The sequence below is a fragment of the Clostridium thailandense genome, assembly GCF_019207025.1.
Lineage (GTDB): Bacteria > Bacillota > Clostridia > Clostridiales > Clostridiaceae > Clostridium_AM > Clostridium_AM thailandense.
On the sequence record NZ_JAEEGC010000128.1, the window covers coordinates 1 to 13,809 of the forward strand.

General features: G+C 30.9%; 15 protein-coding genes. 6 read left to right on the forward strand and 9 right to left on the reverse strand.

Going from position 1 to position 13,809, the window contains the following annotated elements; all coding sequences use genetic code 11:
• Positions 1-233: 233 nt before the first annotated feature.
• A complete protein-coding gene (locus I6U48_RS21850) occupies positions 234-1,091 on the reverse strand; it encodes a YitT family protein (protein WP_218322605.1) in 858 nt (285 codons plus the stop codon).
• A 171-nt stretch (positions 1,092-1,262) separates the two neighbouring features.
• A complete protein-coding gene (locus I6U48_RS21855; RefSeq protein ID WP_246615493.1) occupies positions 1,263-1,898 on the reverse strand; it encodes an ankyrin repeat domain-containing protein in 636 nt (211 codons plus the stop codon).
• 151 nt (positions 1,899-2,049) lie between these two features.
• Here I6U48_RS21855 and I6U48_RS21860 point away from each other — a divergent pair, with 151 nt between their 5' ends.
• The 4 genes from I6U48_RS21860 (at position 2,050) to I6U48_RS21875 (ending at position 4,695) form a co-directional block, all read left to right on the forward strand.
• Positions 2,050-2,193: a diguanylate cyclase gene (locus I6U48_RS21860; RefSeq protein ID WP_246615494.1), complete on the forward strand. Its 144-nt coding sequence runs from the start codon at positions 2,050-2,052 to the stop codon at positions 2,191-2,193.
• Positions 2,194-2,369: 176 nt separating this feature from the next.
• Complete coding sequence (locus I6U48_RS21865; RefSeq protein ID WP_218322608.1) at positions 2,370-3,203, forward strand: nitroreductase family protein; 834 nt, start codon at positions 2,370-2,372, stop codon at positions 3,201-3,203.
• Positions 3,204-3,521: 318 nt separating this feature from the next.
• Entirely contained in the window at positions 3,522-4,250 is a 729-nt protein-coding gene (locus I6U48_RS21870) for an MBL fold metallo-hydrolase (protein WP_218322609.1), read from the forward strand.
• A 16-nt stretch (positions 4,251-4,266) separates the two neighbouring features.
• A complete protein-coding gene (locus I6U48_RS21875) occupies positions 4,267-4,695 on the forward strand; it encodes an N-acetyltransferase (RefSeq protein ID WP_218322610.1) in 429 nt (142 codons plus the stop codon).
• Between the two features lie 160 nt (positions 4,696-4,855).
• Here I6U48_RS21875 and I6U48_RS21880 read toward each other — a convergent pair whose 3' ends face one another.
• The gene (locus tag I6U48_RS21880; protein ID WP_218322611.1) at positions 4,856-5,746 is read right to left on the reverse strand and encodes an MBL fold metallo-hydrolase; all 891 of its coding nucleotides are present in this window, start codon (positions 5,744-5,746) and stop codon (positions 4,856-4,858) included.
• Positions 5,747-6,100: 354 nt separating this feature from the next.
• Here I6U48_RS21880 and I6U48_RS21885 point away from each other — a divergent pair, with 354 nt between their 5' ends.
• Together I6U48_RS21885 and I6U48_RS21890 are read left to right on the forward strand one after the other, a co-directional pair.
• Positions 6,101-6,247, forward strand: coding sequence for a hypothetical protein (locus I6U48_RS21885; protein ID WP_218322612.1), 147 nt, complete (start codon positions 6,101-6,103; stop codon positions 6,245-6,247).
• Positions 6,248-6,325: 78 nt separating this feature from the next.
• Positions 6,326-6,805, forward strand: a complete 480-nt coding sequence (locus tag I6U48_RS21890) for a GNAT family N-acetyltransferase (RefSeq protein ID WP_218322613.1) — start codon at positions 6,326-6,328, stop codon at positions 6,803-6,805.
• An 82-nt stretch (positions 6,806-6,887) separates the two neighbouring features.
• On the opposite strand, the gene I6U48_RS21895 is transcribed toward I6U48_RS21890, so the two are convergent.
• The 6 genes from I6U48_RS21895 to I6U48_RS21920 form a co-directional block, all read right to left on the reverse strand.
• Positions 6,888-8,681 (reverse strand): ASKHA domain-containing protein, encoded by a 1,794-nt coding sequence (locus tag I6U48_RS21895; RefSeq protein ID WP_218322614.1) that lies wholly within the window; start codon positions 8,679-8,681, stop codon positions 6,888-6,890.
• 4 nt (positions 8,682-8,685) lie between these two features.
• Entirely contained in the window at positions 8,686-9,705 is a 1,020-nt protein-coding gene (locus I6U48_RS21900) for a methylcobamide:CoM methyltransferase MtbA (RefSeq protein WP_218322615.1), read from the reverse strand.
• 15 nt (positions 9,706-9,720) lie between these two features.
• Entirely contained in the window at positions 9,721-10,377 is a 657-nt protein-coding gene (locus tag I6U48_RS21905) for a cobalamin B12-binding domain-containing protein (RefSeq protein ID WP_218322616.1), read from the reverse strand.
• A 41-nt stretch (positions 10,378-10,418) separates the two neighbouring features.
• Positions 10,419-11,489: a uroporphyrinogen decarboxylase family protein gene (locus I6U48_RS21910; protein ID WP_218322617.1), complete on the reverse strand. Its 1,071-nt coding sequence runs from the start codon at positions 11,487-11,489 to the stop codon at positions 10,419-10,421.
• A 39-nt stretch (positions 11,490-11,528) separates the two neighbouring features.
• Complete coding sequence (locus I6U48_RS21915; protein ID WP_218322618.1) at positions 11,529-12,398, reverse strand: uroporphyrinogen decarboxylase family protein; 870 nt, start codon at positions 12,396-12,398, stop codon at positions 11,529-11,531.
• A 154-nt stretch (positions 12,399-12,552) separates the two neighbouring features.
• A complete protein-coding gene (locus I6U48_RS21920) occupies positions 12,553-13,506 on the reverse strand; it encodes a GTP-binding protein (protein ID WP_218322619.1) in 954 nt (317 codons plus the stop codon).
• Positions 13,507-13,809: the final 303 nt, after the last annotated feature.

A 13,809-nucleotide genomic window follows, 5' to 3' on the forward strand; every position in this document is an offset into this window, starting at 1 on the left:
GAGATTCCAAAAATGAAAGCACATATAAAAATTTTTTTATTATTCTTAGCGAAGTATTTTAGAAAATCTTAGAAGCTTTTATATGTCTGAGGTACGAGTTTATAAAAGTTTCTTAGATTTTCAAAATACTGAGCTTTAGAATAATTAAAAATTTTTATAGTGCTGAAGTTTGGAAACATATCCCGGAGCATAAGTTAAATGTCGGCCGTGCGTGTCTATATTTATATGGAATCCTAATGAATAGCATTTTTCTTGTATTTCTTTCCGTGTGTCTCAACACTGCCGATTGTTACTAAGGCATCACTATCAATCTCATTAATTATTGATTTTAATTTAGATATTTCCAAACGTGATACGACAACGTATATTATATTTACGAATTCTTGCTTATAGCCGCCTTTTCCGTCAAGGAGAGTTAAACCTCTTCCTAGTCTTGCCATTATTGCGTTTGAAATATCCTCATGTTTTTCTGAAATAATAATTATACCTTTTGATTCGTCTATTCCTTCTACAACAACATCAATTACTTTAATTGCTATGAAATAAGCTATAAGAGAATACATAGCTTTGTCAAAACCAAAAATAAATCCAGCAGTAGAAAGTATAAAAAAGTTAAAAAATAATACAATCTGTCCTAATGAAAAACTCAATCTTTTATCAAGAATTATAGCAACTATTTCTGTTCCATCAGTAGAACCACCAGCTCTTATAATTATACCAATCCCTAGTCCTACAATTATTCCGCCAAAAACTGAAGCTAAAAGAATATCTTGTGTTATCCCTGGAACCGGTTTCAAAATAGATATTCCTATAGAATAGCATACAACAGAGAATAGAGTTAATATAGTAAAAGTTTTTCCTATATGCTTATATCCAAGTATGAAAAATGGAACATTAAGTATAAATGTAAGTATACCAAGAGGAATATTTACAAGATGGCTAATAATAATAGATATTCCAACTATTCCGCCATCTATGACATTATTAGGTATTAAAAATATTTCTAATCCGATGGAATATAAAGCTGCACCTAATATAATAAAAAAGACTTTAGGGACAGTGGAAAGAAATTTATTATGTTTTACAAACATTACATCACCCCAAATTATAGTATAAACTATAAATATTAAATAAATTTAAAAAATATATAAATATTTTAATAATTTTATAGATTTATTTAATAATATTTGATAAAAAAATAGTTAGATGTAAGTTTATTATCAACTTCACATTTAGGGAGAGATTTTTTCATTCTAGTATTATTATATTCCCAACTTAGTTCCACCATATCTTATAAAAATGTTTTGAATTTTTTTATTTTCACAAAAATCTAAGGGAGTTAATCCAGCAGAGTTTTTTGAATTTATATTAAAACCAAAGTCTAAGAGAGCCTTTAAAAATTCCTCAAAACGCTCCTCAAAACAATTAATATAATCATCATGCAGAAGAGTGTTACCGTATTTATCCCGTATGTTTATATCTGCTCCGTATTTTATTAGAAGATTTAAAAGCTCCACAGAATAGCTAAAATTACAGTGAAATATAGGTGTTTTACCAGAGAGATTTACTGCATTAACCTTAGCCCCTTTTTCTAATAGCATCATTATTAAATCCATGTGAGGGCTTGATCTTGCACAAAGCCTATGCAGAGGAGTTTCAGAGAATTTACTATGATGATTATTAATATCAATACCACTATTTATTAAAAGTTGAATTGTTTCAAAATAGTTATCTTGACAATTGTCAATGGCGTAATGAAGTATGCTTTGAAGTTGAAAATCAGAATCTAAATTGTTCGTATCATTTAAATAATCTTTTATTTCGTTTATATTACCTTTTTCAATGGATTTATAAATTGATTTATATTTAGAAGAAAATATGTTACCAAATATTTTCAAATTAAAGTCCTCCTTTTTATTTTGGTTATAACAATATTTTAGCATATAAAATATATAAATAGTTTATCACAAATTAAATTAAGGTTCTTAAAAGTATTACAACTCAACTTTTTAATATTATAATTTATGTTTATTATGCCTGTTCTAAATGATGGATATAGATAAATTTAAAAATATAAATGATAATTATGGGCATGTTGTAGGAGACATTGTTTTAAAGAAGATTATGGAGGTTTGTAAAGAGCTGTTAGGAGAGAAATATTATATTGAAAGATATAGAGAGAGCAATTTGTAATTCTATTATAAGTTATATATGTGTGAATAATATTGATTAGACATCATTAAATATTTGATGATATAATTCTATTGCGTGATAAAACTTATATATAATTGTATGAGTTTATTGTAAATTTTATTTATATGTAAGTCAAAAAATATTTAACAGAAAAACATATAGGAGTGAATTATATTATGATGAATGTAAATGTTGAAAAGTGTGTTGGATGCGGACAATGCGCTAAAGATTGTTTTCCAAGAGACATAGAAATAGTTAATGGTAAAGCTAAAATTAACAATGTGAGCTGTATTAAGTGTGGACATTGTATTGCTATATGTCCTAAGGATGCCGTATGGACGGATGAATATAATATGGAAGACGTGAAGGAGTATAATGAAGAGGAGTTTTTAGTTGATTCTGATAAGCTTTTAAATTTCATTAAGTTTAGAAGGACTGTAAGACAATTCAAAGATAAAGAAGTAGAGCAGGAAAAGGTTTTAAAAATTATAGAAGCTGGTAGATATACACAAACTGGCAGTAATATGCAAGATGTATCTTTTACAGTAGTGAGAGAAGGACTACAGGAACTGAGAGGTTTAACACTAGAAAGCTTAAAGAAAAAAGGAGAAGAACTTCTAGGTAAACTTACTCCGCAGACTATGAGATTTAAGAGATATGCAGAGATGTGGATAAAAATGTATGAAGATTTTAAATCAAATAATGAAGACAATTCTAAAGAAAAAGATAAATTGTTTTTTAATGCACCAGTAGTAATAGTAGTTACAGCTAAAATGGAGGTAAATGGAGCCTTAGCTTCTTCAAATATGGAGCTCATGACAAATGCTTTAGGGCTTGGAACACTTTTTAGCGGATTTTTCGTAATGGCTGCTCAAGATAACAAAAAAATTATGGATTTTCTTGAGGTAGGGGAAGGTAAAAAAATCATAACATGTATGATATTAGGGTATCCAGATGTTAAATACTTTAGAACGGTACCAAGAAAAAAAGCAGATATAACTTGGAAATAAGATAAAAGGTCGGCGCTTAGTATCAGTTTAGATATTTAAGTGCCGATTTTTTTATAGGCACTTTTAGCCAACATTTAACTTATGCTCCGGGATATATTAGTATTCTTGCGACACGATAAATGCTTTTGATAAGTCTAAAGTATTTAAATGTGCCTTCCAGAATGTCAATATATCCATGCGTATAAGTTAAGTGTCTAGAGTGGGTATCTATATATTGAAATGTTATGAACAATTTCAATACAGAATTGTTTATGCACTTGAGTAATGGTAGAAAATAAGGGTAAAATATTTTAGAGGGTATTATGGAGGGTAAAATTCATGAATAAGTTAACGGTTTTAAAAATAAAGTTTGATTTTGATGGTAAGAAAAATGTTATTTATCCAGTTATATTGAGTGATAAAAATGAAGTCGTTTTAATCGACTGTGGATATCCTAATTTTTTGCCTCTAATAAAAGCTGCTTCAGAAGTAAATGGAATTGATATTAGTAAATTAACAAAAATAATTATAACACATCATGATTTTGATCATATGGGTGCTTTGGCAGAATTTAAAAGGCTGTATCCTAATATTAAGGTTCTTGCATCAGCTGATGAGGAGAAATATATTAGTGGTAAAAAGAAGTCCTTAAGGCTGCAGCAAGCAGAGAGAATATATGATAGACTTTCAGAAGAAGACAGAAAAGGTGCAAAGAGGTTTCAAAATTTTATAGCATCAATAGAAAATGCTGAAGTAGATGAATGCTTAAAGGATAAAGATTTTTTTCCTTGGTGTGGAGGAATAGAAATAGTTGCTACTCCAGGACATATGCCAGGGCATATTTCAGTCTATGTAAAGGAAAACAAAACTTTAATTTCAGGAGATGCCTTAGTAATAGAGAATAGTAAATTGGCTATTGCAAATCCACAGTATACCTTAGATATTGATACTGCGAAGAAATCCATAGAGAAGCTGTTGGATTATGAAATAGATAGAATTATATGCTATCATGGAGGTATATATATTAAAGACGATATTAAACAAGCATTGAAAAGTATTAAAAGATAAGGGAAAGTGTAAATATATGATTAAACAATTAGAAGCATTTGAAATTAAAGAGGTTATGGATATATGGTTAAAAACTAATGTCAGTGCTCATAACTTTATGCCAAGAGAATACTGGCTTGAAAATTATAAAAATGTTGAAGAAGAATATCTACCGGCTTCAACAACCTTTATTTATAAAGAAAATGACGTAATTAAAGGGTTTGTAAGTATTATAGACAACTCATTTATTGGAGCATTATTCGTTCATGAAGATTATCAAGGACAAGGTGTTGGTGAAAAGTTGGTAAATTACTGTAAATCTTTATACCAAGGCTTAAGATTAGGCGTATATAAGGAAAACATATCCGCAGTTAATTTTTATCGAAATTGTGGTTTCATAACAGAAAAAGATCAAAAAAACGAAGATTCAGGTTATGAAGAATACGTAATGTCATGGACAAAATAAAAGTGGATATGTTTTTAGGGTTATGCTATAGGAATTACTATATACTTAATTATTGAGAATTTATATGCTTTCATCCGAAGTGAAAAATAGTATGCAAATAGTAATTATTTTCTACGAGGATAAATTGACAATCCTCGTAAAAAATCACAAGCTTGGAGTTCTATTTTGAGTATTTAAGGAATCCATTCTCCATATGAAGTTCTATTTTTCCTTCTTCATTTAAATATTCAACATAAGATTGTAACATCTTTTCTATTACCATATACTTATATTTGTTACTTGCATGAATATTAAATTCTTTAATGACAGCTTTTAGAATATCGTCAAAAGTCATACAATCATTTATAATATCATAGATTTTTTTTGCTCTATTTTTGTAAAAATTTATATTATCAGTTATAAGCTCTGTAATATCATTATATACACCTTTATGGGCTACGATGTATTTGTCGTATTTTAAAGCATAAAGTTTTTCCTTTGTTTTCAGATCTTCTTTAAGTATGTATGCATAAGGCATCTTAGATCCTGCCATGACCTCGTAACTTATGAGAGCATCTCCTAAATAAGCAACATCATCAGGGGTAATTATACACATATGATCAGGACTGTGTCCAGGTGTGTGTAAAATCCAAAATTCAGTTCCACATACATTTATTCTATTTTGGTTATCAAAAATCATAATATCAGTTTTACAAACCATATCTTTCAAATGTTCTTTAATGTCAGATAAGGTCTGACTATTATAGAAAAGCTTTAGGTTAGCTGCAGAGCTGCATATAAGAGCTCCGTAAGCAGGCATGGCAATAGTACAATTATATTTTTTTTTCAAATAGTCATTATTTCCTACATGATCTACATGGGCATGACTACATAATATACAGGACACCTTAAAATTATTTTCTTCTAAAAGTTTGTCAATTCCTTCTCTTTCTCCAGTTGCCCAACCTGAATCTAACATAATAATTTCGTTATTATTAATTTTGTAAAAAGGAATATAGGTCATTCCAGTATCAATACAAAATGTGTTTCCCTTTACCCTTAATATTTCCATATAGTTATCTTTAGTGAAAGTGTATGAGAAATACACAAAAGCACTAAATATTCACTTCCTTTCTCTTTAGAGTTTTATCCGAATATATTAATAGCGTTATGTTAGCAACATAAAAATTATACCACTTTTTCTATCAATTGATTAATACTTTATAAAAGTTTATGACTGAGATATATGAACATATGCTTGGAAAATAATTGACATTTTTTATTATTGTAAGTATTTACTTGTATCAGAATAAGTTATTTATACTTCACTTGAGAGGAGTAAAAGAAAAAAGTGAAAGATAGTTAGCAGGAATTTTGAATATTCTGTCGAATATCAATAGTATTTAACGGAACGGAGGTGATGCTTTTGTTTTATAAAGAGAAGGGTCCAAGTGAATTTATTGTTAATGTAATAAAAAAGGCTACACTAAGTACTATATTAACAGTGGCTGCTGTTGCAGTAGTTAAAAGTGGTGCGCCTAGCAAACTATTAGACGGATTAAAAAGAAAATAGAATTTAACAAAGAAGATTAGAAGTTTGCTCTAATCTTCTTTGTATTCTTGCCAATGAGGGGAGTTAAATGAAAACATTATGATTAGACAAGCAACGATAGAGGACTTAGATTCAGTAACAAAGGTCGAAGAAATTTGTTTTCCAGAGGCAGAAGCAGCAACTAGAGAATCTTTAGAGCAGCGCATTAAGACATTTTCTAAAAGTTTTTTTGTAGCAGAAGAAAATGGTAAAGTCATTGGATTTATTAATGGCTGTATTACTAATTCAACTACTATTTATGATGAACTTTATAAAGATTCTAGTCTGCATAGTGAAGATGGAGATTATCAGGCAATCTTTGGGCTTGATGTAATACCGGAATATAGAAATAAGGGTATTGCAGCACAACTTATGAATTACATGATAAATGCGTCAAAGGAGTCAGGACGCAAAGGGCTTATTCTGACTTGTAAGGAGAGACTTATTCATTATTATGAAAAGTTTGGATACGTAAATAAGGGAATGTCTAATTCAGTGCACGGAGGCGCTGAATGGTATGATATGATTTTAGAGTTATAGAATAATATTTTTTTAATTTGGAAGATGAAGCAAAAAAACAAGTTCTCTCAAGCTTTTGGATTGAGAGAACTTGTTTTATCTTTTAACTTGGAAATATTAGACACTCAGTAAATAGTCTTTCATACCCTTCAGATGCTCCCAATTCCATGTAGTCTATCTGATGAGCTAATCCTTCAAGTTCCTGCTTTACGTCAGCAGACATAAGAGCCATATACGCTCCCGTTTTAGAAGAATTCCCAACATATACTAATCTATCCTTAATCTCTTCCGGTAAAATGCCTACCCCTACTAAACTGTCAGCAGGCAAGTGTGATCCAAATTGACCTGCTATAACAACTTTATCAAGCTTGCTCATATCAATATTTGCTTTCTTTAGCAAAGCATAAAAACCAGAAAGGATAGCTCCTTTTGCTAGCTGTACTTGACGAACATCTGCTTGTGTAATTAATATTTGGTCTGGATTATCTTTTAAAATAAATTGTCGTTTTTTTCCATCTAATTGAATCATATTATATCGATAATCTGATTCCTCTAATTTTTCTTTTTTTATAAATGCTCCATCTTTTTTTACAAGCCCTACTCGAAGCAACTCTTTTACAACAGCTAATATGCCGCTTCCGCATAGTCCTATTGGCTTTTGATGGGCTATAACCTCAACTTCAATTCCGGTTTCAGTAATTCTTACATCTTCAATTGCGCCCTCTGCGGCCCTCATACCAGAACTAATATTCATTCCCTCTAAAGCTGGTCCTGCTGCACAGGAACAGGATAACAGCTTTCCATGATTGGATAAAACAATTTCTCCATTGGTTCCAATATCTATAAATAGGATATTTTCCTTAGCTTTATGCAGTTGGCACACATATGCTCCAGCTACAATATCAGCACCTATATAGGCTGAAACTGATGGAAGGCAGTATAATCTAGCACCTGGTGCTGCCTTTAAACCAATATCCTTTGCAAGTATATTTTTTGATTTTATAAATATTGGCGCATATGGAGACATTCCAATAGATGTTGCATCAATTCCTAAAAGGAAATGCATCATTGTGCAGTTTGCTGCAACAGAAATCTCATAAATATTTCGTCTATCTACTTTCGCTTTATTACATATATCTCCAATCATTTCATTGATGGAATTAACAATTGCATTTTGTAAATTTTCTTTGGCACATTCTGGGTGTTCTAATTCATAAGTGATTCTAGTTAAAACATCCAGTCCAAAGTTTTTTTGAGCATTAATCATTGAAGCAGTAGCCAATTCTTTACCAGTTTTCATGTCAATCAATGCAGTTACAACAGTTGTGGTTCCAATATCAACTGCAACGCCATAAAGAATATTAGTGGTATCGCAAGGTTCAATTCCAATTAGCTTTTTGCCATTAAAAACCCCAGTAACCTTTCCTGTGATAAATTCATGCTGCTGCAGCAAGCTCCAATCAAATTTTTTAATATCAAAGGTACTACATATAGAATCCTCAAAGGAACTTTGATTTTTTAATGTAGGCTTTTCTATTTCAAAAACCTTTTTATGAATTAAAGGATTAAATTTAAATTTAGGCATATAACCTGTCGTAAGTATTTCGTGTTTTCCTTCTTTTTGTAAAATTTCAATTGAAATATCCTCTTGAGGCATTACGAAGCAGGATAGCCTTATGCCTGAAGCAATTTCTTTCTTCTTTAAAAGTTTCGCTTCTGTTTCTGAGATATCAGGTAAATTTCCTTCTATAAGTCGGATCCTGCATTTCCCGCAAGATCCTTTTCCATTACAAGGATTATCAACAAAAATCTTATTGTCTAATAAAAGTTGTAATAAATTTTTATTTGGTATATATTCAAAGCTCTTATTCTGGGGCTTAATATAAATCTTAGGCATTACTTTATACATCTCCTTTTGATAGATATTCTAACATTGCTTTTACATTTTTTAGAGGAGACTTCATTCCAAGTCCACAAGCTGGAGATATAATATTTGCCCCGTCTTTTACACATTTTTCAGTTAGTTCAGCAATTTTCTTTGCTTCTCCAAATTCAATTGTATAAGTACTTACATTCCCCATTAGTAATCTATCGCCTAAATTTCGTCTTGCGTCAGTCATGTTAACTATAGAATCAAAACTTAAGATATCACTTTTTATTTTATTTACCTCTGAATATACCTTTCTCATTTGCCCACATATATGCACAATTACGTTTTTATCTTCTTTTTTTACACTATCAACAATTTTATTGATGTATTTTACAACAAACTCTTCAAATAGCTTTGGTCCTAAAATTTCACCAGTACCGCTTGGGTCAGATATGGCAATGATATCTGCTCCTGCTTCTATTTGTCTTTTTGCAAATGTAATTAACTGATCTGTAACAAAGTTAACAAATTCATGTGCCTCTTTATTATTTTTTCTTAATTCTTTATAAAAAATTGAAGGCTCCATTATAGAACTTGCTGTACTGATAGGGCCAGTTAAATTACCTATAATAGGTACATCACTGTTCTTTGATTTCAACAATTTAATTGCATCAATAACTACTTTTGATCTTCCTTCTTCATAATTAATTTCAGAAATTTTCTTCCATTCCTTTACCGAGTCAATTGCATATTCTACAACATGTGGCTCATACATTTGAGTTCCCATGTCAACTTTTGCTCCAAAATTTTCGGCCTCAATAGTCATACAAAAGGGAACACCATAATTATCAAAACAGCCTTTTTCATAAACCGCTGCTGCTAAATCAGCCATCATTTGTGCATTCGTGTGTGCATGTGGAAACTGTATTCCCACTTCTTCTATCAGCTCTGTTGTGACCATATTCATCATGCCTCCGGGACAAATACATGGTGGTCTATCAACTTTTTCGCCGCTTAAAACCATATTTAAGCGTTCTTTTGATGATAACATAGCTTTCACCTCTTTCTATGCTATATTAAGTAATTTTTTTGCCAATTTAACTGCTTCAACTGCATTAGTTGAATAACCATCAGCACCAATTATATCGCAATATTTCTGTGAAATTGGACCTCCACCTATAAGAACTTTAACATTTTCTCTTATGCCAGCTTCTTTTAATAACTCTATAACAGTCTTCATTCCACCCATTGTTGTTGTCATTAATGTTGATAGGCATACAAATGCAGCATTAACTTCTTTAGCCTTGTCCACAAACTTCTGAAGCGTAACATCTCTGCCTAAATCAATCATATCAAAGCCAGCTGTCTCTAACATGATTTTTACTAGATTCTTTCCTATATCATGGGTATCGCCTTCTACAACCCCAATTATTCCTTTTGGTTTTTCTCTTTCTGCTTCATCAGCTGGAAGGTGAGGCCTTAAAATTGCTAAACCTTCATACATTGCATCTGAACATAGCAATACATCTGTGACAAAATATTCTTCTTCCTCATATAATTGACTTGCACGGTTCATACCATCTACAAGGCCTTCCATAATACCATCAAATGCTGGATATCCTGCTTCTACATATTCGTTAGCTGCTTCAATTACGTCCTCTTCTTCCATTTCTAACACACCGTCAGATAATCTTTTTAATAACTCTTCTTTTGATACTGTCATTATTTTTCCCTCCACTTGTTACTATTTGATAGATTTATATTTTAAGAGAAATTTTTTGGATCTATTGGCCACTTCCCATATTTTCTAGCAGAAGCCATAAACTGATCAATATTTTCCAGAGGAACAGCACCTGAAAGGTCACAGCCTGAGGCTAAAATATATCCACAAGGACTATCATAAGCTTTTTGCATACAATTTTTTACTGCCAAATCTACATCATTAGCATTTCCTAAAATTAACACTTCTACTGGATCTACATTACCAAGTATAGGAACCTTATCTCCAACTATTTGTTTTGTATATGCTAAGTCTACTCTGTTATCGATACTCATCATGTCGCAACCTGACTTTACCATCTCACCTACAATTGCCGTTGTATCTCCACAAATATGGTAGCAAACCATTCCTTTTGCTTCATGAATATCTTTCATTAGCTCTATTGTATATGGTAAGACAAACTCTAAATATTGCTTTTTATTGAGAATAGTTCCTGATGCAATAGGGTCACATAATAAAATGAGAACACCTGCTCTTATGAACTCTCTGCAAATCATCTTCAATGCATCATTACAGAATTTAATTAATTGATGAAGCTTTTCAGGATTTTTTCTAGTTGCTCTTAATAAGTTTTCTGTTTTATAGACACTGGCAGCAGCAGTAAAGGGTCCGGAAATTAAGACTCCGGTTGGAACTTCATTTCCTATCTTATCCATTATGATACGAGCAGCTTCCAAATGCATTTGAAATGCTTTATCATTTTTTAGCTCTAATTTTGACATATCTAATTTGTCAACATCATTCAAGTCATCTATAGCATAGTTCATAATTGCTGGTACTGAATTTTCTGGGTCACTCATTTCACTACCCAAGGCTGCACCTACACCATGCAATCCATATTCAACAATAGTTAAGTCATTGCCAAATCTTTCATAGCAGGCAATTTGTGCTCTTGCTTCATTTAAAGCACTACTTCTTTTTTCCTTATGAGTCATCTCAAGTGCTAGTCCAGACATAGAGCAAGCAACTGGCATAGCTAGTATTCTGTCCATAGGTTTTCCGGTCATAAATGCAGCTAATCTTTCATTTGGTGTCATTTTATCATCTTTATGCATATAATATCCTCCCTTGTAAATGAATATAAATATTAACAATTAAAGTAAAGTAACTGCTTTGATTATTCCATTTTCTAATTTAAATTCGTTATCCTTAATACACATTTGTCCAACAAATTTTGCTTGTCCTATTATTTTTACACAGGCTTCTGAATAGTTTACAGGTTCTCCTAGATTAATGTCTTTCCATACAGCTCTATCCGTTCCTAGCAACGCAAAAGTAGTTTTAGGACAAAGCAATACAATTGTTTCGTTATCAATAGTTTCTTCAATCTTCTTTAGTAATGGATAAGTAAACATTTCTACAGTTTGTTCGGCAAATTTTGGTCCTAAAATGTTTAAGCCACCAGAAGAATCAGCATAACTAATCATGTTAACTCCAGATTTTTGTGCTTCTTCTACAAAACGCAATAGTTCCTTTTGGAACTTATCGAAAATAGCTTGCATAGTTTTCGGATTTTTTCTAAAGATTTTAAAAATGTGACGTGGATCAATTAGAACGTTCATAATTGTGAAAGGACCTGAAATATATAATAGAACGTTCTCACCTTTGTCGCTTAAGTATTTACAAGCTTTTAAAACTTCTGATATACGACCTTTTTTGTAGTCGATTTCAGGTAAGTTTAATATCTCCTCAGCAGTTGTGCAAATATAATCCTTTGCTCTTGGACCTATATTTTCATCTCCAAGGTTAATGATTCCACCCATTGCTTCTCCTTCAACAGTATGACAGAATGGTAATCCACAGAAATTTGAGTTATCATATTTTTTCAACTCTTCTGCTAGTAGTGCCATGCTATCCCAATGTTTATAGGCCTCTGGGAACTGCAAATTTACTTTTTGAGTAATTTCCTTATTAATTCCTACAGAATTATCATAAGTACACTTAAAGTCAATAATTTTATTCATGTAATTACCTCCCTAATTTAATAATGGAAATTTTTGCTCATGCTGTCGAATGAGTAAAGGATGATCTAAAAATTGAAGATTCTGAATGCCTACTCATAGTAGAATAAATACTCGCTGAGTAGAGAACTCATTTTAAATCATAGATTTTTGATAGCTACTTAATTTTTGGATATCTGCATAATGTTTTGGCCACTTGTTTAGTGAAACATTGTAATATTTTTTGTTTTTTTAATTGACTGCCAATAACAGTTAACTTTGCTACTTCTATTCCGTCTATATACTCCCAATGATAATGGTGTGGAGTAAAATCAAAGTAAACAAATTGTTTTTTAGCAAGTTCTAAAATTCCCTTAGCTCTTAAAATATAGCCATACTTTTCATCCTTTAAGGAAACCAGGATTTTATCTAAATCCTTCTCTGAAAAAACTTTTAGGTTAGTAACAGATAAAGCATTGAATACCTTGTCTGCAGGCAGACGTGCAGTTTTTCCTTTTAAGTTAACTTCAAAACTTTCAATTGTCTTTAATATTTCGATTATTTTATTACCATCAGAGGAATACCAATCATCCTTAAAAATAAATGCATTTTCGTTGTTTGACTTTATTTTGGAAATTACTTCTTCAACTTTTGTGTTATCTATCTTGTCTAAATGACTTAAAAAGATTATATTAGCATTTTGAATTTGATCTAAATAAAATGTGCCGAAGCCCTCTAAATAATCATCAAATGAGCTCACATCTACAATTGTTATAAGATGATTTATCTTTATATCGAGATCTGAATTTTCGGAAATTTTCTTGCAGATATTTACAATATCAGATAGAGTTCCTACACCAGATGGTTCTATTAATATGTGATCAGGGCTATACATTAATGCTAATTCCTCTATACTCCTTTTAAAATCTTGTACTAAACTACAACAGATGCAGCCAGCATAAATTTCTCTAATAGGAAGCTTGTCATTAATCAACTCTCCATCAATCCCGATATCACCAAACTCGTTCTCAATTAAAGCAATTTTACCTTCTATATTTGGAATAATTTTTTTCAAAAATGTAGTTTTTCCAGCTCCCAAAAATCCTGAAATAATATTTAAATTAATACTCAATATAAATCTCCTTTTTAAATAGAATTCTTCTTATTTGTATGTCAAGAAACTGATAAGTTTATATTGATATCTGTAAGGAAAAAAGCGTGTAATATTTTTGCTTTTTAAACCTGAATTATTTTGTCGATAATTCTTAAATAATTTTAGCATTTAAAATAATATTGGTCTAATTTGTATTAGTTATCATTGAATGTATGCCTATAAGTTATTTTTATAGAAAAGGTAGATATATACTAATAAAGAATATAGTGATAAGTAATAATATAGACACGCACGGCCGATATTTAACTTATGCTCCGGGAT

Excerpts from the sequence above, each read along its gene's own strand:
- I6U48_RS21910 (WP_218322617.1), bottom strand. The coding sequence starts at position 11,489 with ATGCATAAAGATGATAAAATGACACCAAATGAAAGATTAGCTGCATTT.
- I6U48_RS21850 (WP_218322605.1), bottom strand. The coding sequence starts at position 1,091 with ATGTTTGTAAAACATAATAAATTTCTTTCCACTGTCCCTAAAGTCTTT.
- I6U48_RS21915 (WP_218322618.1), bottom strand. The coding sequence starts at position 12,398 with ATGAATAAAATTATTGACTTTAAGTGTACTTATGATAATTCTGTAGGA.
- I6U48_RS21865 (WP_218322608.1), top strand. The coding sequence starts at position 2,370 with ATGATGAATGTAAATGTTGAAAAGTGTGTTGGATGCGGACAATGCGCT.
- I6U48_RS21875 (WP_218322610.1), top strand. The coding sequence starts at position 4,267 with ATGATTAAACAATTAGAAGCATTTGAAATTAAAGAGGTTATGGATATA.
- I6U48_RS21880 (WP_218322611.1), bottom strand. The coding sequence starts at position 5,746 with ATGGAAATATTAAGGGTAAAGGGAAACACATTTTGTATTGATACTGGA.
- I6U48_RS21895 (WP_218322614.1), bottom strand. The coding sequence starts at position 8,681 with ATGCCTAAGATTTATATTAAGCCCCAGAATAAGAGCTTTGAATATATA.
- I6U48_RS21890 (WP_218322613.1), top strand. The coding sequence starts at position 6,326 with ATGATTAGACAAGCAACGATAGAGGACTTAGATTCAGTAACAAAGGTC.
- I6U48_RS21870 (WP_218322609.1), top strand. The coding sequence starts at position 3,522 with ATGAATAAGTTAACGGTTTTAAAAATAAAGTTTGATTTTGATGGTAAG.
- I6U48_RS21900 (WP_218322615.1), bottom strand. The coding sequence starts at position 9,705 with ATGTTATCATCAAAAGAACGCTTAAATATGGTTTTAAGCGGCGAAAAA.
- I6U48_RS21905 (WP_218322616.1), bottom strand. The coding sequence starts at position 10,377 with ATGACAGTATCAAAAGAAGAGTTATTAAAAAGATTATCTGACGGTGTG.
- I6U48_RS21860 (WP_246615494.1), top strand. The coding sequence starts at position 2,050 with ATGGATATAGATAAATTTAAAAATATAAATGATAATTATGGGCATGTT.